Here is a 15,906-nt window from a genome sequence, read left to right on the forward strand (position 1 = left end):
CGTGGCTGGGCGACGCCGGTCGTTAAAGTTGCTTTTACTGGTCTGCCTGGCAATCAGTATCAATCTGCTTGGGCACGGCTTGATCGAGTGGTTTGATTTTCAGGTTTTCCCTCGTCACGAACCGGTCCTTCACATAATGGTGTTGGCTGCTGCCGCCCTGTATGTGCTGTTAATGGCTTTACCGTTTATGCCGGGTATAGAAGTTGGCTTGGCCTTGCTTGTGTTGCTTGGTGGCAGCGGGGCGTTGCTGGTGTATATGAGCACATTGGTGGCGCTGTCGATCAGCTACGGTTTAGGCCGCTTGATGCCGCAGCGATCCCTGAGCAGGCTCTTGTATTGGTTGCACTTTGATCGTGCTGCCGAGCTCTTGGTACGGTTGGAAGGGGTGCCGCCAGAGTTTCGGGTAGAAGCGGTGTTTCGAATGGCGCCCTCAGGAATTGTGCCGTTCCTGCTCAGGCATCGCTACCTGTCGGTTGTGGTGCTGCTCAACTTGCCAGGCAATGCTTTGATTGGGGGCGGCGGGGGGATTGGTATGCTCTTGGGAGTGAGTCGGCTGATTCCGTTTTATCAGTATTTGCTCACAGTGGCGCTGGCCGTTGCGCCAGTGCCACTGATGTTTTACGTCGGCAGTCTGCTGTCTGAGCGGTAAATTACCACATCAGGTCGTCAGGTATCTCATAGCCAGCGTAGGGGTCGTCTTCTTCGGGCTCGTTTTGTTGGGTCTTTTCATGAAGAACAACAATGGCTGTTTCGTCCCGCTCCATGATCTTGCGGGCCACCGCTTCCGCCACCACTTCGTAGTGGTCGTTGACATGGACAATCGCAAGTCGGCCCCGCGACAGCTGGTCTGCCATGATTGGCTCAACGAGCAGCTTCTTGATCTTCTTGTCGTGGACGAACTGGTAGGGCTCTTCACCCTTGCTTCGGTCCAGTCGATTGGTTTCCACGAGCTGACGGATCTGTGCCAGGATTGCTTTCTTATCAGCTTCTTTCTGACGTTCGAGGTTTAGCTGGCGGTCCCGCTCCGCTTTTTCCTGGCGGGCTTGCTGGGCGCGAGCCTGGCTTTCGTTAACGTCGGCGGCGCCTTTGGGTTGTTGCTTCCGCTTTTTGCGCTTCTCTTGTCGAATGGCCTTGGCCTTTTTTTCGTCAGCCAGCCCGGCCTTGAGTAGCTGCTCCTGTAATGATGCCATTCACGGCTCCGTAGTTCTGATTCCAGACTCAGGGTTGATGATCCGGTAGTATACGCCTACTGGAATCATTCCCCCAACAACCCAGGCGGAGGGGTGGCTCATCAGCTTTTCTTTAACGGATTCGATATATGCCCTCTTTTAATGAGCTGCCGCTGTCGCGGCCGATGTTGCGCAACCTTTCTCAGCTTGGCTATGACCAGCCGACCCAAGTGCAGTCAGAGACAATTCCTTCGGCAATGGCTGGGAAGGATGTCATCGCCATGGCCAAAACCGGAAGCGGTAAGACCGCGGCTTTTGGCGTGCCGCTGGTTGAGGGGCTCAATGCAAAGCACTTTGCCTGCCAGGGGTTGGTTTTGTGCCCGACCCGGGAGTTGGCGGACCAGGTTGCAAAGTCATTGCGCCAGATCGCGCGTGCAAAGCAGAACGTCAAGGTGCTCACCCTGTGTGGCGGGGTGGCAATCGGGCCGCAGATTGGTTCGCTCAGCCATGGTGCTCACCTGATTGTGGGTACTCCAGGGCGGATTCAGGATCACTTGCGCAAGGGTACGCTGAGTCTGGAGCATCTCAAAACGGTCGTTCTTGATGAGGCGGACCGTATGCTGGACATGGGGTTTCGAGAGGTCATCACCGACATTTTCGAGCAAACGCCGGACGCTCGTCAGACCTTGATGTTTTCGGCCACCTGGCCCCAGGGCATTCGTGAGCTGAGCGCGTGCTATCAGCGCGAGCCTGTCGATGTACGTGTCGAAGGTGAGGCCTCGGCTCCTGATATTGAAGAGCATTTCTATCGAATTGCTCCGGGCGAGCAGGGGCAGGCGTTGATGGCGGTATTGTCCCGTTGGCGGCCGTCGTCTTGTATTGCTTTCTGTACCACCAAGCAGCAATGCGATGACATCGCAGAAGAGCTGAATGTGAACGGCTTCAGTGCACTGGCGATTCATGGGGACCTGGAACAGAGGGATCGGGACGCCGCGTTGGTCAGATTTGCTAACGGCAGTATCAATGTGCTCGTTGCTACGGATGTTGCTGCCCGGGGCTTGGACATCAAGGCACTACCGCTGGTGGTAAATGTCGAGCCTGCCCGTGATGGGGAGGTTCACACCCATCGGGTAGGGCGGACAGGCCGTGCAGGGGAGTCAGGGCATGCGGTGACGTTGTGTACGCCATCGCAGGAGCATCGGGTAGAGCGGCTGGATCGTCACTGCGGGGGAACGTTGGTTTGGGGCGATGTTGGTCGCCTGTTATCGGCACCGCTGGCCCCAGTTGTTCCAGTGATGGCCACGCTGTGTATTTCGGGCGGTCGTAAGGACAAGATCCGGCCTGGCGACCTACTGGGTGCTTTGACCGGGGAGGCCGGGTTGCCGGGTAAGGCGATTGGTAAAATCGACCTGTTTGATTTTCAAAGTTTTGTGGCGGTGGAGCAAGGGCTTGCGGGCAAGGCACTCAAGGCCTTGGAACGGGGGAAGATCAAAGGTCGGAAGTTCCGGGTTCGTCTTGTTTAATCAGTCGAATTAAGCGGCCCAATTTGTCAATTTTTTGGCCCGCCGCTTCGCTTTGTTTAGGTTGCGTCACAAGGCGGAAGCCGGTAAATTACGCGGGATTTTGCCCCCCGAAAATGTGCTGTTCCGGCCACCTCTGCGGAGAGGGGGTGTTTTCGGGGAAAATCAACCACTCAACCTACAGGTAGTTATTCATTATGGATAACCTGATGTCACAAGCCGTTGAGCTGATGATTGCGGGGATGGGGTTCGTTTTTGCGTTCCTGATAATCCTGGTGTTTGCAACCCAGGCCATGTCCAAACTCATCACGAGGCTGACTCCGCCCGAGCCGGCGACCCCGGCGCGTACTCCTCGTGCAACAACGCCTGCGCCCGCATCGGTTGACCCCGATACTGCGGAAGCGATCAAAAAGGCGATTGCACAGTTCCGGGCACGCCACAAGAAGTGATCCGGTAACCGAATTAGAACCTTTAAACAGAAGGCTGACACGATGACAGACACAAAGAAACCATTGGGGATTACGGACGTTATCCTGCGTGACGCCCACCAGTCCCTGCTGGCAACCCGCATGCGTCTTGACGACATGCTGCCCATTGCTGAGAAGCTCGATAAGGTAGGCTTCTGGTCCCTGGAATCCTGGGGCGGCGCGACGTTTGACTCCTGTATCCGTTATCTGGGCGAAGACCCCTGGGAGCGAATTCGCGAACTCAAGAAAGCCATGCCCAATACCCCACAGCAAATGCTGCTGCGTGGTCAGAACCTGCTGGGTTACCGCCATTATGCGGATGACGTGGTTGAACGCTTTGTGGATCGTGCCGCCGAAAACGGCGTAGACGTCTTCCGTATCTTTGATGCGATGAACGACCCTCGTAACCTGGATACCGCCATCAAGGCGGTTCGCAAGACTGGCAAGCATGCCCAGGGTACCATTTCATACACGGTGAGCCCGGTTCACACCGTTGATATGTGGGTTGAGCTGGCCAAGGAAATTGAGTCCATGGGCGCTGACTCCATCGCCATCAAGGACATGGCCGGCCTGCTGAAGCCGTATGTGGCTTTTGATCTGGTTACTCGTCTGAAGAAAGAACTGAACGTTCCGATTCACATGCAGTGCCACGCCACCACGGGTATGTCTACCGCTACCGCCATCAAAGCGGCGGAAGCCGGTATCGACAATGTCGACACCGCTATTTCTTCCATGTCCATGACTTACGGTCACTCTCCCACGGAAGCCGTAGTTGCGATTCTGGAAGGTACCGACCGTGATACTGGTCTGGACATCAACCTGCTGGAAGAAATCGCAGGTTACTTCCGTGAAGTCCGTAAGAAATACGCCAAGTTCGAAGGCAGCCTGCGCGGCGTGGATTCCCGCATCCTGACGGCTCAGGTACCGGGTGGCATGCTGACCAACATGGAAAGCCAGCTGCGCGAGCAGAACGCCATCAGCAAATTCGATGACGTACTGGCCGAAATTCCCAAGGTGCGCGAAGATCTGGGCTTCATTCCGCTGGTAACGCCAACTTCTCAGATCGTTGGTACCCAGGCGGTACTGAACGTTCTGACCGGTGAGCGTTACAAGTCCATTTCCAAGGAAACCGCCGCCGTTCTGAAAGGTGAGTACGGTGCAGCACCGTCTGCTTTCAACGAAGAGCTCCAGGCGCGCGTTCTGGAAGGCAAAGAGCCTGTCACTTGCCGTCCGGCAGACCTGCTTGAGCCGGAAATGGACAAGCTGACGGCCGAGCTGAAGCAGCTGGCTGGTGACAAAGGCATCAAACTTGCCAATCAGGAAGTGGACGACGTACTGACTTACGCTCTGTTCCCGCAGATTGGTCTCAAGTTCCTCGAAAACCGTGGCAACCCGGATGCATTCGAGCCGATTCCGTCTGCTGACGATGTCGCTCCGGCCAAGAAAGCCAGTGGTCCTGAAACCTATACCGTCAATGTTAACGGTAAAGAGTTCGTGGTTGCGGTTTCCGAAGGTGGCGAGATCACCCAGATTCAAGGCAACGGCGGTGTAGCAGGTGCATCTGCTGCTGCAGCCCCGGCTGCTGCACCGATTGGCGGTGGCGAGCCTGTGTTGGCGCCTCTGGGCGGCAACATTTTCAAGGTTCTGGTATCGGCCGGTGACCATGTTCAGGAAGGTGATGTGCTGATCATCCTGGAAGCCATGAAAATGGAAACCGAGATCCGCGCTCCCAAGGCCGGTACCATCGGTGAAGTCTTCATCAAGGTCGGTGATGCCGTCGCTGTTGATGATGAAATGCTGACAATCGCATAAGGGCCAGCATTCCATGGATAAGTTAATGACGTTGTGGACAGGCAGTGGCCTGTTCAACATGACCGGCGGACAGTTCTTCATGATCTGTATCGGTCTGGTCCTACTGTTCCTTGCAATTCGCAAGGGCTTTGAGCCTCTGCTGCTGGTGCCGATCGGCTTCGGCGGTATCCTGGCGAATATTCCGGAAGCGGGTCTTGCGTTTTCGGCGGCAGAAAATGCCATCCACTTCGCGAAGCCGGAAGTGTTGGCGGCTCTGTCCGGTGTACTGAACGTAGATTTCCAGGTGGGGCAGGCAGTGACCCCAGAGGTTCTGGACGCGTTCAAGCATGCCTATAAGGAGGCCAGCTACGGAACCTACCAGCAGGCGGGTGCTCTGGCTCAGAACCTGGGCTACACCAATGGCATGCTGTACAACTTCTACAGTGTGGCGATTGCCAGTGGTGTTGCGCCGCTGCTGATCTTCATGGGTGTTGGTGCAATGACTGACTTCGGTCCGCTGCTGGCGAACCCGAAGACCCTGCTGCTGGGTGCTGCTGCACAGTTCGGTATTTTTGGTACCGTCATTGGTGCTGCGCTGCTGACCATGAGTGGCACGATGGACTTCACCATCTTTGAAGCGGCTGCCATTGGCATCATTGGTGGTGCGGATGGCCCGACCTCCATCTACGTGTCCAGCATCCTGGCTCCACACCTGCTGGGTGCCATCGCGGTTGCTGCATACTCGTACATGGCGCTGGTACCGATGATCCAGCCGCCCATCATGAAGGCGCTAACTTCCGAGAAAGAGCGTGCCATCAAGATGTCCCAGCTGCGTCCGGTCAGCAAGAAGGAAAAGATCATTTTCCCGATTGTTGTGCTGATTGCCACTGCACTGTTCCTGCCTGATGCGGCTCCGCTGTTGGGTATGTTCTGCTTTGGTAACCTGATGCGTGAGTGTGGCGTGGTGGATCGTCTGAGCGACACGGCCCAGAATGCACTGATCAATATCGTCACCATCATCCTGGGCCTGTCCGTCGGTTCCAAGCTGAGCGCAGACAAGTTCCTTGACTTCCAGACCCTGGGTATCCTGATTCTGGGTATGGCCGCGTTCTGTGTGGGTACGGCCAGTGGTGTTCTGATGGCCAAGCTGATGAACGCGCTGAGCAAGGATCAGATCAACCCGTTGATCGGTTCTGCCGGTGTTTCTGCGGTGCCTATGGCAGCGCGGGTTTCCAACAAGGTTGGGCTTGAGGCGAACCCTCAGAACTTCCTGCTGATGCATGCCATGGGCCCGAACGTAGCCGGTGTTATCGGTTCTGCGGTTGCGGCCGGTGTGATGATCAAGCTGTTGGGCTGATCTTCACTGGTGGTGCAGAGAACCCGCCTGGCGTAAGCCTGGCGGGTTTTTTTATGGATCTCGGGCCAGCGTTTATGATTGGGTCAGGGGGGAGGCCGCCTGGGTGGCCTACTTGGAAAGGGAACTTGAGGGACATCGGGTTCAATGGATATCTACCAGCTGGTTGTTGCGGTTTTGTTCGGGTCGATCGGCCTGGGCTATTTTGTCTACGGTGTCAGGCAGTCAAACCTGGGGTTTCGTCTTACTGGCGTTGCACTGCTGATCTACCCCTACTTCTTTGACAGTATCTGGACCTTGCTAGCCATTGGGGTGGGATTGCTGTTGGTGCCGCGGTTTATTGACCTTTAGAGGGGGCGGGTTCGCGGGAAAAGGGTAGCGGGAAGAGCGCCGGTGGAACGTACGTTCGTGGAAACCTACTGGAAATCCCGCGAGCGTACGGTCAATTTCTCGATCAGGTGGCTCAGGTCAGACAGTTTGCCGGCTATGACGTGAATGATGTTTCCTTCTCGCTCAATAATGCCTTTGACATGCAGAAGGCGAGCCGTCAGGAGGGGGGTGCGCTGACGCCGCGCGGTTTCCAACCAGACGACCACGTTGATGTTGCCAGACTCATCCTCCAGGGTGACAAAGGTGACGCCTGCGGCTGAGCCAGGACGCTGACGCCCGGTGACGAGCCCGGCCACCTGAACAGGGCGTCCAGGGGGCGTGCTTAGCAGCTGCTGGGCATTGAGGCAATGTTTCAGGTGGCCCTGTTCCCGCAACAGGGCCAAAGGGTGGCGTTGCAGGCTCAAGCCTTGGCTGGCGTAGTCGGCCAGTATGGTTTGCCCCTCGCTGGGAGCCGGGAGGTTGATGGAAGGTCCAGGCTGGTAATCGGTGCAGACTTCACCTAACAGAACCCCGGGTGCATGCTGATGCCCCAGCAATTGCCAGTAGGCCAGATGGCGGTTTTTGCTGAAGGCGGCCATGGCCCCGGCGCCTGCCAGGGCTTCCAGATCCCGCTGCTGGAGTTGAGTCCTGGCCCTGAGTTCTTCGGCTGAGCGGTATCCGTTCTCGGGCCTGTGCTGACAGACGCGCCTGCCAGCGTCACGATTCAGCCCACGGACCAGTCTCATGCCAAGGCGAAGTGCTGTCCCAGGCTCTTCAAGCGTGTGGTCCCAGTCGCTGCAATTGACATCCACCGGCAACACGGAAACGGCATGGCGCTGGGCGTCCTGAACCAGTTGAGAGGGGGAGTAGAACCCCATGGGCTGGCTGTTGAGCAGGCCGCAGTAGAATGCTGCCGGATGGTGGCACTTCAACCAGGCTGAGACGTACACCAATAAGGCGAAGCTGGCGGCGTGGGATTCCGGAAAGCCGTAGCCACCAAAACCACAGATCTGATTGTACAGACGCTCGGCAAAGTCCGGACTGTGTCCCCGTTCCAGCATGCCCCGGATCAGTTTGTCCCTGAATGGGGTCAGGTCGCCATCCGACTTCCAGGCCGCCATGGCGCGGCGGAGGCGGTCGGCTTCCCCAGCGCTGAAACCTGCAGCAACCATGGCCAGCTTGATGGCTTGCTCTTGGAAGATGGGTACGCCCAGTGTTCGTTCGAGTACAGCCTGGATGGCTGTGTCGGGGTATTCGATGGATTCGAGATTGTCGCGTCGCCGAAGATAAGGGTGCACCATGTCGCCCTGAATGGGGCCGGGACGCACAATGGCCACCTGAATGACCAGGTCGTAGTAACGCCGGGGGCGAAGCCGGGGCAGCATGTTCATTTGTGCCCGGGATTCCACCTGAAATACCCCAATGCTGTCTCCCTCGCAGAGCATGTCATAGACCCTTGGGTCTTCCCGCTCAATATCCTGCAGACCAAACGGCCGGTGTTCACTCTGGCTGATCAGGGCCAGGGCTTTTCGTATGGCGGACAGCATCCCCAGAGCGAGGACATCCACTTTCATTAGCCCGAGGCTTTCCAGGTCGTCCTTGTCCCACTGGATGACGGTTCGGTCCGCCATGGCCGCATTCTCCACCGGTACCAGCTCCGATAGCACACCAGCACTGATCACGAAGCCTCCGACATGCTGGGACAGGTGCCGGGGAAAGCCCAGTATCTGGTTCACCAGTGTGAAAAACTGGTCGGCGATCCTGGGATTTCGGGTCAGGTTCTTATCAAGGATCTGCTGGCGCCAGTTCGAGGTTTTGTCTCGCCAGTCAATGCCGTTGAGAAACTGCTCCACCAGTGACGGGTCGAATCCCATTGCCTTACCAACATCGCGAACGGCACTGCGGGGGCGATAGCGGATAACGGTCGCTGCGAGTGCCGCCCGTTCCCGGCCATAGCGACGGTAGATGTACTGGATAACTTCCTCCCGCCGTTCGTGTTCAAAATCCACATCGATGTCTGGTGGTTCATCACGATCCTTCGATATAAAGCGCTCAAACAACAGCTCAACCTGCGTGGGGTCCACTTCCGTGATTCCCAGGCAATAGCAGACGGCTGAGTTGGCCGCCGACCCTCGGCCCTGGCACAGAATGTCCTGGCTACGTGCGAAGGTGACAATGTCGTGAAGGGTGAGAAAGTAGTGCTCGTAGCGCAGTTCCGAGATCAGCGACAGTTCTTTGCGGATCAGCGCCTGTATAGGGGTGGGGGTGCCTTCGGGAAAACGGCGGTGTTCGCCTTCCAGGGTGAGTTGTCGCAGGTAATCCGCCGGTGTCTGGTTAGCGGGTACCAGGTCTGCGGGGTACTCGTAGCGTAGTTCCCCAGGATCGAAAGTGCACAGCCGGGCAATACACATGGACTCCTGTAACCAGGCTTCTGGAAACAGTCTTTTCAGGGTTGCCAGCGGGCGTAGGTAGCGCTCGCTGTTCTGGAACAGTCGGTGGCCTGCTTGCTCCACTGAGGTGTTGTGGCGTAACGCGGTGAGCACATCCTGTAATGGCTGGCGCTCGCGGGTGTGCATGTGAACCTGGCCGGTGGCCACGATGTTGCAGCCCAGCAGGCGGGACAGTGCCTTAACAAGTTCAAGGTGCTGCTCTTCGTGAGGCTCCAGTGTCCGGGTGGCTGCAATCCAGAACGTATCGCTGAAATGGCCTTGCAGCCAGCGTCCTGAATCCGCCTGGGTAACGATTGACTCCCGCCCACCACTTGAGTCGGGGTGCCAGAGACACAGGCACCGGTTAAGGGCGTGGCTTTCCAGATCCCCCCGCTCCAGCCGGTAGCGTCCCTTGCTGGCCCGTCGCCGGGCTGTGGTGATCAAACGGCAGAGCTGGCCGTAACCGACCCGGTCCCGTGCCAGCAGGGTAAACCGGAGTGGCGGTGTATGGCTGTCCGCCAGTTCAAAATGGCTGCCGGTGAGCAGTTTGACAGGCGTTGTCCGCAGGGCGGCCCAGGCGCGGGGGATACCGGCCACTGAACAGGTATCGGTGATCGCCAGGGCCTGATACCCCAGGGCCACGGCACGATCCGCCAGTTCCTGGGGATGGGAGGCCCCGGTGAGGAAGGTGAAGTTACTGAAACACGTCAGTTCAGCGTAGCTCATTGAGGTACCCGTTTTCAGTCAACCGAACCAGCCATGGATAAACCAGTCTCCCCGAGCGTCCCGGAAGATCCAGGCAACCTGACCTCCGGGGAGTTGCACCGCGTAGTAATCACGCTGGACCTGATTGTCATCCCACCAGCCGCTGCAAATACGTTCAGGACCGGATAGCCACTGCTCCGGTGTTTGCTGCAGGGGGTGTGGTGCGGCCAGCAGCCAGAGTGGTCGTGTGAATTGACCGGCCAGGGCGGGCAAGGCCCCGCCCGTCTCAGAACGGTGTACCTGTGCAGCGCTCCAGGCACATTCTGGCCGGTGGTCGGCATTGAGGGTCAGCCGTTGCAGGGCGGGTTCTCCCAGCCGCGCCTGCAGGCGGCTGATCAGGGCTTGCCAGGCTTCCCGCGAATCAGCGGTTTCCCCAAACAGATCGGCAGCGGAGGGGGTACGGCGCGGGATAAAGCGGGTTACCGTGAGTGCCATGGCGGTGACAGGCGAGGCTAGCGGACAGGATTCCAGACGCAGCCGGGTTAGCTCGAGAAACGTGCTGGCCCGGTGGTCGGGGCCGGACCGGCTGATTGATAAGCGCTGTGTGGTGCCATCCCGGTGGGTCAGGGATAGTGTCAGCCGGTCGGTGTCAGCCTGGCGCCACTGGAGGTCTTCTTCCAGCTCGTTGAGCATCGGTTGCAGCGGAAACAGCAACCCTTGGGCGTGCTCAACTTCCCGAACGAAATCGACTTGTTGGTGGAAGCGATGTGAGGGCTGCCAGAAGTGCTGAGGGTCGGGCCGGGTGCCCTGGATACGTTGTACGTAAGCCAGCGTGTCCGGCGCGAGGCGCCTGGCCAACTCCTTCGGGGGAAGTCGAAAGACCTCATTCAGGGTTGTCAGTCCAAGCCGGGTGAGTCGTTCCAGGGTTTTTACGTCAAGCTCGGCCGCCGCCAGTGGTAGCTGGCCTATTGCCTGCGTCAAGAGGGTGGTGTCCTGAGAGCGTACCCCCTGACTTGTCTGAGCGAGCAGGCGAGCGGCTTTTGGGGTCGCCCCGGTGGCGAACCGGGCTGTCAGCCGGCGAGTGTGGACTGCCTGCTCAAGGGTATGCCAGAGACTGTCGAGACTGCCGTACAGCCGCAGCAGGCTGCCCGCTTCAAGGAGCAGACCATCAGGTGAATGAGGCACCACCTGGGCAGCATACCGGTAAAGCCAGCTGGCCTGTTGCTCCAGAATGACTTGTTCCTGGTTGGGTTCAGGCTGGATAACCGCAAGCTCTTCTGGCGCGAGGGACAGGGCGGTCTTCAGGCGCATGTCCGGATGTATGCCCAACTGCTGTGCGATTGGGCATGCCTGCCGGACCTGCGCTGGTGAACCGCTGACGATAACCGTTGCGCCAGGCGTTTGACTGGCGCGCCGGACATGGTCCAGTAGCAGGTGGGGAAAGTGAAGGTAGAGCCATAGCATGTGGTCATTCTCTGGTCAGGCTACACGCCTGCCCGGGCCAACCGCCCCGGCGTTTCAGTACCCGGACCTGTAAGTCCTGCTTTTGGCCGGCTGTCAGCTCCAGTCGAAGTGCCGCCGGCGAGCTTTGCAGGGCCGCCTGACGAGGCCTGAAAATGAGACAGGTGGTTTGACCAGCCTCAGCCGCCAGTTGCAGGCGCCGGGTGTCGCGGTTAGCAAGCTGTCCGGGCCAGGCGAGGACCAACCCTGTGACCGACGAGCGTAGGCAGTTTTCCAGCGTCCAGAGCACATCGTTTCTGCCGTGTGGCCGAACGATCACCAGCTGGGAAAGTTCGATGCCAGCCTGGGACAGGGCCGGTGCGTATGGGATGTAGGGTGGGTTGACCCAGAATACGGTGCGCCTCGCGGCAGACAATCGTTGCATTAACGGCAGTATGAGCTGTAACTCCCCAATCCCGGCGCCATCCAGCAGGCATTCGCTCAATGCCCCAACAGGCCAGCCCGTGTTGCCCAAGTGCTGGTCAAGTTCCGGGTAGCCGGTACTTTCTGCTGGGTGCTTGGTGCGGGCCTGTTGGTGTCCCTGCCAGATGCGGGCGTCGTGGATGAGGTTGTTCAGCAGTTCGCTCATGGATATTTCCGGAATACTGTTTAAATATACAGTATTCCGTATTGGTGATGATTTCAACCAGTCTTTGGGGTTGCAGGGGCTGGGGGTAGGGAGCAGGCTAAAGAGGGTGAGTCATTGAGCACACAAAAAGGAAGGGGAAGATCATGTCAAAATTGACAGAGCAGAGCTGTGAGGCTTGTCGGGCCGATGCTCCAAAGGTTGGCGACGATGAACAACAGGCGCTATTGGGAGAGATTCCCGGTTGGGATGTGATAGAGCTGGACGGCGAGAAACAGCTGAAGCGCGAGTATGGCTTCCGCAATTTTGCCGAGGCCCTGGCGTTTACCAACAGTGTGGCGGAGCTGGCGGAGTCTGAGAATCACCACCCCGCCATCCTGCTGGAGTGGGGGAAAGTGACCGTGCGCTGGTGGACCCACAAAATTGGCGGCTTGCACCGTAATGATTTCATTATGGCGGCACGAACTGACTGCTTGTAATCCGGTGCAGGTATAGACCAGGTGGCAAGGAAGGGACGCCTTGGCTCAATAGGATTTGAAATTGTTGTTCACAAAAGCATAGCATTGGGAACTTTTTCCAGAACAACAAAGACTTTACCCGCTGATCTGGCGAGCAGCGCGGAATTTCACAGATAAGGGAACATCGGGTGAAAAAGATTACGCTGACACTGAGTTCGGATTTCAGGCAGATCCAGGTCTTCGATGGTGAGTTTGATCCACTGGACGGTGATGATGACCTGGAGTGGGATGCAGAGGCGGTTAAACGCTTTGGTTGCTACTGCCCACAACTGGTTGCGCTTGGCGTCATTGAAAATCAGAGTCATATCCTGCCCGTTCGCACCCATACCTCAGATTGTGACCCGGAACTGGCCAAATGGGATCATGTGGTGGAGTTTCCATTTGAATGTCTGTCGGGGCTGGTCGATATCGGTTCAGAGTTGGTTCGCTTGCCGATTGGCAAATACCAATTGCGCTGGTCTGTGCGGAAAGTGTCGCTTCATTCCGGCGAGTACCAGCTTGATTTCATTCGCTCAGACCGGCAGGCCATGCGGGTTTTGAAGCAGTTGGCTGAATAGGGCTCGCTGGTATGAGGACTCGGCATGATTGAAGTGGTAACGGCTATCTCCCTGTGGGAGCTGGTAAAACATGCAGGCAGCTGGGTTGTGAACCTGCAGCGGGCACGTACTTCCCGCAAGGCAGAATCGGTAGAAGCACTGCGAAAGGTCGTGATTGCTGCGCGCCATACCGCAGTCTATATGCGTCAACTGCAGGACACGGGTCAGCGCTCCCACAAAAAGGAAGAAGAACTGGCCATTTTGTGGACCGAGCTGAGCTTTGCCCTGGAGGACCTGGGCATGGACAAGCTCGCGAAGCGTTGTCGGATTAAAGGGAAGGAGTGGGCCGACCCGCAGAGCATGGATGTCTCCTACCTCGAAAAGGCGGATGCTGGTCTTGAGCGAATGGAGCAGTTGGCCAACGCCCTATTAAAAGAAATTCTCGACTAATTCGTGAGTGACGAACTCAAGGTTGCCCCGGCATTGGCACGAAACGCCAGGTAACTGTCAACCATCGCTTGCGGGGCCTCGACCTGAGGGTAGTGACCAATACCCGCCAGCAGAGTGATGTCCGGGTTGAGTACGAGCTGGCGATAGCGCTCGGTCATGTGCTCTCCGGAAATCGGGTCGAGCGGACCGTTAATCAGCTTGACCGGAACCGTGGCATCCAGCAACGCTCCGACCCAACGCTCCCGGTATTGCTTCCGTTGGGGCATGTAGTGAATCACTTTATGCATAACGCCCACGCCATCGTTACTGGTAATCAACTCCCAGAACGCTTCCACTTCATCCTCGCTGGGCGGGGTATCAGGGCCAAAAATATTCGCCATATTTGTCGCCAGCTTCTGCTTGCTGGTCAGGCGCGCAATCAGGAACCCGACCGGCGACAGTAGCAGTTTCTGGATCAGCACCGGCTGGTGGGTTTCCGGAAACAGGCCGCCGTTAAGCAGGCAAACGCTGGCAATGCGCAGTGGTGAATTGTCCTGAAGGGCGCCGGACTGGCGTTCAAGGTCCCTGGCCATGAGTTCCTGGGCGACGGTGTCGCCGTAGTCATGGGCGAGGATATGGTATTCGGTCAACCCCATCTCTTCGAGCCACTGTTCAACCAGCGTGGCCTGGTCATGAATCCGGTAAGAAAAATCCCTGGGCTTGGCGGAATCTCCAAAACCGATCATATCCAGGGCATACAGGGCGTAATGCTCTTCCAGCAGCGGCCATATCTTGCACCAGTCCCAAGATGATGTGGGAAAACCGTGGATCAGGACCAGGGCCGGGCCTTGAGGATTACCGCCAGTGCGGGTGAAGATGGACATATCGCCGAACTGGTAAGTGGAGCCTGTCTGACGCCAGTGGTCTAAAGCAATCATAAGTTGTGCCGGTGGACTGGGTTGATGATGGTAGTAAGCTAAGCCTGTCCTGGGGGCAGCGTCAATGTCGTTGTTTGTGCCGGGTGCGGCTGGAGTTGAATGTTGATGGATAGTCAAAGTGAATCGTTTGATGCCCTCCTGGCTCGTGTTCGGGGCTGTACCCTGTGCGCTGCCAAGCTTGACCATGAGCCCCGCCCGGTGATTCAGGCCAGTCTGGCTTCGAAAATCCTGGTGGTTGGCCAGGCGCCGGGGCGTCGGGTCCATGAAACCGGGCTGCCCTTTAACGATCCCAGTGGTGATCGGCTGCGGGAGTGGATGGGTATTAGCCGGGATACTTTTTATGACGAGCAGCAACTGGCGATCCTGCCCATGGGGTTTTGTTATCCGGGAACCGGAAAGTCTGGCGACCTGCCGCCCCGCCCAGAGTGCGCACCGGCCTGGAGGGAGCTGCTACTCAGCCGCCTGGACAACATCCAGCTTACCCTGGTCATTGGTCAATATGCCCAGGCTTACCATATCCCGGGACCGAAGCGCTCCGTGACCGACGTTGTTCGCCATTGGGAGGAGTATTGGCCCGACTTGGTGCCGTTGCCCCATCCAAGCCCCAGAAACCTGATCTGGCTGCGCCGGAACCCCTGGTTTGAAGCCGATGTGGTGCCAGCCATACGGCAACGGGTGAGTGAAATCCTTAACCCGGCGAGGTAGCCGCAGCCAGGTGATCCACCAACATGCGGATTTTGGGGGACAGGTGGCGGTTGTGGGGGAACACCGCCCAAATGCCTTCCTCCGGTTCGCGGAAGCTTTCCAGCATGGGCAGGAGGCTGCCCTCATCCAGATAGTGTTGGACGTAGTAATCCGGTAACTGAACCAGCCCAAGGCCTTTCAATGCGGCATCCACGAGCCCCTTCCCGGAGTTGCAGCGAAGGTTGCCCTGAACCCGCCGTAGCCGCTCCCGACCATGCTCACGGAAACGCCAGAAATCATTGGTGCCCAGCAGGCAGTTGTGTTGATCAAGCTCATTGAGGGTATGGGGGCAACCGTGGCGCCTGACGTAATCGCGGGAGGCACAGATGTGCAAGGTGCGCGATGCCAGCTTTCGGGCCACCAGGGACGAGTCTTTCAGCCGCCCAAGCCGGATGGCCAGATCAAAGCCGCCGTCCACCAGGTCGACGGTCTGGTTGGTTAGCTGCACAGTGACCTCCAGTCTGGGATAGCGTGCGAGAAAGTCGTTCACCAGAGGAACGATGACATCCTCCCCATAGGTCACGGGGGCGGTCAGTCGAACCTTGCCTTGGGGCGACTCTTGCAGGCTGGTGACTGCCTGCTCGGCCGCCGCAAGTCCATCGAGAACACTTCGGCTATGCTGGTAATACAGTGCGCCGGCTTCGGTCAGGGAGACCTTCCGGGTGGTTCTGAAGAGGAGGCGGGTTGCCAGCCGGTCTTCCAGGTTACGCACCTGGCGGCTGACCTGTGCGGTGGACACCCCCAGGCGTTTTGCTGCTTGGGTAAAGCTGCCGCTGTCGGCAACCGCAACAAATTCACTGACGCCTTCCCAAGGATACATTATTACTGCCTGGTAAAAGTGAATTTATAGT

Annotated in this window: 16 protein-coding genes; 10 read left to right on the forward strand and 6 right to left on the reverse strand. The window is 57.9% G+C overall.

All coding sequences use genetic code 11. From position 1 onward, the window contains the following. Window positions 1-79: 79 nt before the first annotated feature. Window positions 80-649, forward strand: coding sequence for a hypothetical protein (locus tag BMZ67_RS13240; protein ID WP_139214382.1), 570 nt, complete (start codon window positions 80-82; stop codon window positions 647-649). 1 nt (window position 650) lies between these two features. Here the strand turns inward: BMZ67_RS13240 and BMZ67_RS13245 are convergent, their stop codons facing one another. Further along, window positions 651-1,190, reverse strand: a complete 540-nt coding sequence (locus BMZ67_RS13245; RefSeq protein WP_092023439.1) for a DUF2058 domain-containing protein — start codon at window positions 1,188-1,190, stop codon at window positions 651-653. A gap of 128 nt (window positions 1,191-1,318) precedes the next feature. On the opposite strand from BMZ67_RS13245, the gene dbpA reads away from it, so the two are divergent. The 5 genes from dbpA to BMZ67_RS13270 all read left to right on the forward strand — a co-directional run bounded on the left by dbpA (window position 1,319) and on the right by BMZ67_RS13270 (window position 6,652). Next, window positions 1,319-2,692, forward strand: coding sequence for an ATP-dependent RNA helicase DbpA (dbpA, locus tag BMZ67_RS13250; RefSeq protein ID WP_092023440.1), 1,374 nt, complete (start codon window positions 1,319-1,321; stop codon window positions 2,690-2,692). Window positions 2,693-2,886: 194 nt separating this feature from the next. Beyond that, window positions 2,887-3,138 (forward strand): OadG family protein, encoded by a 252-nt coding sequence (locus BMZ67_RS13255; protein ID WP_092023442.1) that lies wholly within the window; start codon window positions 2,887-2,889, stop codon window positions 3,136-3,138. 42 nt (window positions 3,139-3,180) lie between these two features. Beyond that, window positions 3,181-4,968, forward strand: a complete 1,788-nt coding sequence (oadA, locus tag BMZ67_RS13260; RefSeq protein WP_092023444.1) for a sodium-extruding oxaloacetate decarboxylase subunit alpha — start codon at window positions 3,181-3,183, stop codon at window positions 4,966-4,968. Window positions 4,969-4,981: 13 nt separating this feature from the next. Continuing rightward, complete coding sequence (locus BMZ67_RS13265; protein WP_245749979.1) at window positions 4,982-6,304, forward strand: sodium ion-translocating decarboxylase subunit beta; 1,323 nt, start codon at window positions 4,982-4,984, stop codon at window positions 6,302-6,304. Between the two features lie 144 nt (window positions 6,305-6,448). Next, a complete protein-coding gene (locus tag BMZ67_RS13270) occupies window positions 6,449-6,652 on the forward strand; it encodes a hypothetical protein (protein WP_092023447.1) in 204 nt (67 codons plus the stop codon). 65 nt (window positions 6,653-6,717) lie between these two features. Here the strand turns inward: BMZ67_RS13270 and BMZ67_RS13275 are convergent, their stop codons facing one another. Genes BMZ67_RS13275 through imuA form a run of 3 tightly spaced genes read right to left on the reverse strand, consistent with a single transcriptional unit; the run spans window position 6,718 to window position 11,893 of the window. Then, window positions 6,718-9,825, reverse strand: coding sequence for an error-prone DNA polymerase (locus BMZ67_RS13275; protein WP_092023449.1), 3,108 nt, complete (start codon window positions 9,823-9,825; stop codon window positions 6,718-6,720). A gap of 18 nt (window positions 9,826-9,843) precedes the next feature. Beyond that, the gene (locus BMZ67_RS13280; RefSeq protein ID WP_092023451.1) at window positions 9,844-11,268 is read right to left on the reverse strand and encodes a Y-family DNA polymerase; all 1,425 of its coding nucleotides are present in this window, start codon (window positions 11,266-11,268) and stop codon (window positions 9,844-9,846) included. Window positions 11,269-11,272: 4 nt separating this feature from the next. Then, window positions 11,273-11,893, reverse strand: coding sequence for a translesion DNA synthesis-associated protein ImuA (gene imuA, locus BMZ67_RS13285; protein ID WP_092023453.1), 621 nt, complete (start codon window positions 11,891-11,893; stop codon window positions 11,273-11,275). Window positions 11,894-12,036: 143 nt separating this feature from the next. Here imuA and BMZ67_RS13290 point away from each other — a divergent pair, with 143 nt between their 5' ends. The 3 genes from BMZ67_RS13290 (at window position 12,037) to BMZ67_RS13300 (ending at window position 13,394) form a co-directional block, all read left to right on the forward strand. Then, on the forward strand, window positions 12,037-12,369 hold the full coding sequence (locus BMZ67_RS13290; RefSeq protein WP_092023455.1) for a 4a-hydroxytetrahydrobiopterin dehydratase: 333 nt from the start codon (window positions 12,037-12,039) through the stop codon (window positions 12,367-12,369). A 167-nt stretch (window positions 12,370-12,536) separates the two neighbouring features. Then, the gene (locus BMZ67_RS13295) at window positions 12,537-12,965 is read left to right on the forward strand and encodes a hypothetical protein (RefSeq protein WP_092023457.1); all 429 of its coding nucleotides are present in this window, start codon (window positions 12,537-12,539) and stop codon (window positions 12,963-12,965) included. Window positions 12,966-12,989: 24 nt separating this feature from the next. Next, window positions 12,990-13,394 carry a hypothetical protein gene (locus BMZ67_RS13300; protein WP_092023459.1) on the forward strand — a complete coding sequence of 135 codons (405 nt, stop codon included), beginning with the start codon at window positions 12,990-12,992 and terminating at the stop codon, window positions 13,392-13,394. On the opposite strand, the gene BMZ67_RS13305 is transcribed toward BMZ67_RS13300, so the two are convergent. After that, the gene (locus BMZ67_RS13305) at window positions 13,391-14,311 is read right to left on the reverse strand and encodes an alpha/beta fold hydrolase (protein ID WP_092023461.1); all 921 of its coding nucleotides are present in this window, start codon (window positions 14,309-14,311) and stop codon (window positions 13,391-13,393) included. The two genes, BMZ67_RS13300 and BMZ67_RS13305, sit on opposite strands and share 4 nt — an antisense overlap. A 105-nt stretch (window positions 14,312-14,416) precedes the next feature. On the opposite strand from BMZ67_RS13305, the gene BMZ67_RS13310 reads away from it, so the two are divergent. Then, window positions 14,417-15,016: a uracil-DNA glycosylase family protein gene (locus tag BMZ67_RS13310; protein ID WP_245749980.1), complete on the forward strand. Its 600-nt coding sequence runs from the start codon at window positions 14,417-14,419 to the stop codon at window positions 15,014-15,016. On the opposite strand, the gene BMZ67_RS13315 is transcribed toward BMZ67_RS13310, so the two are convergent. Next, window positions 15,000-15,875, reverse strand: a complete 876-nt coding sequence (locus BMZ67_RS13315; protein WP_092023465.1) for a LysR substrate-binding domain-containing protein — start codon at window positions 15,873-15,875, stop codon at window positions 15,000-15,002. The genes BMZ67_RS13310 and BMZ67_RS13315 overlap by 17 nt on opposite strands. Between the last annotated feature and the right edge of the window lie 31 nt (window positions 15,876-15,906).

The sequence above is a fragment of the Marinobacter zhejiangensis genome (assembly GCF_900114775.1).
GTDB classification, from domain to species: domain Bacteria; phylum Pseudomonadota; class Gammaproteobacteria; order Pseudomonadales; family Oleiphilaceae; genus Marinobacter; species Marinobacter zhejiangensis.

Coding starts and splice junctions, on each gene's coding strand:
- BMZ67_RS13245 (WP_092023439.1), bottom strand. CDS start 1,190: ATGGCATCATTACAGGAGCAGCTACTCAAGGCCGGGCTGGCTGACGAA.
- dbpA (WP_092023440.1), top strand. CDS start 1,319: ATGCCCTCTTTTAATGAGCTGCCGCTGTCGCGGCCGATGTTGCGCAAC.
- BMZ67_RS13255 (WP_092023442.1), top strand. CDS start 2,887: ATGGATAACCTGATGTCACAAGCCGTTGAGCTGATGATTGCGGGGATG.
- oadA (WP_092023444.1), top strand. CDS start 3,181: ATGACAGACACAAAGAAACCATTGGGGATTACGGACGTTATCCTGCGT.
- BMZ67_RS13265 (WP_245749979.1), top strand. CDS start 4,982: ATGGATAAGTTAATGACGTTGTGGACAGGCAGTGGCCTGTTCAACATG.
- BMZ67_RS13270 (WP_092023447.1), top strand. CDS start 6,449: ATGGATATCTACCAGCTGGTTGTTGCGGTTTTGTTCGGGTCGATCGGC.
- BMZ67_RS13275 (WP_092023449.1), bottom strand. CDS start 9,825: ATGAGCTACGCTGAACTGACGTGTTTCAGTAACTTCACCTTCCTCACC.
- BMZ67_RS13280 (WP_092023451.1), bottom strand. CDS start 11,268: ATGCTATGGCTCTACCTTCACTTTCCCCACCTGCTACTGGACCATGTC.
- imuA (WP_092023453.1), bottom strand. CDS start 11,893: ATGAGCGAACTGCTGAACAACCTCATCCACGACGCCCGCATCTGGCAG.
- BMZ67_RS13290 (WP_092023455.1), top strand. CDS start 12,037: ATGTCAAAATTGACAGAGCAGAGCTGTGAGGCTTGTCGGGCCGATGCT.
- BMZ67_RS13300 (WP_092023459.1), top strand. CDS start 12,990: ATGATTGAAGTGGTAACGGCTATCTCCCTGTGGGAGCTGGTAAAACAT.
- BMZ67_RS13305 (WP_092023461.1), bottom strand. CDS start 14,311: ATGATTGCTTTAGACCACTGGCGTCAGACAGGCTCCACTTACCAGTTC.
- BMZ67_RS13310 (WP_245749980.1), top strand. CDS start 14,417: ATGGATAGTCAAAGTGAATCGTTTGATGCCCTCCTGGCTCGTGTTCGG.
- BMZ67_RS13315 (WP_092023465.1), bottom strand. CDS start 15,875: ATGTATCCTTGGGAAGGCGTCAGTGAATTTGTTGCGGTTGCCGACAGC.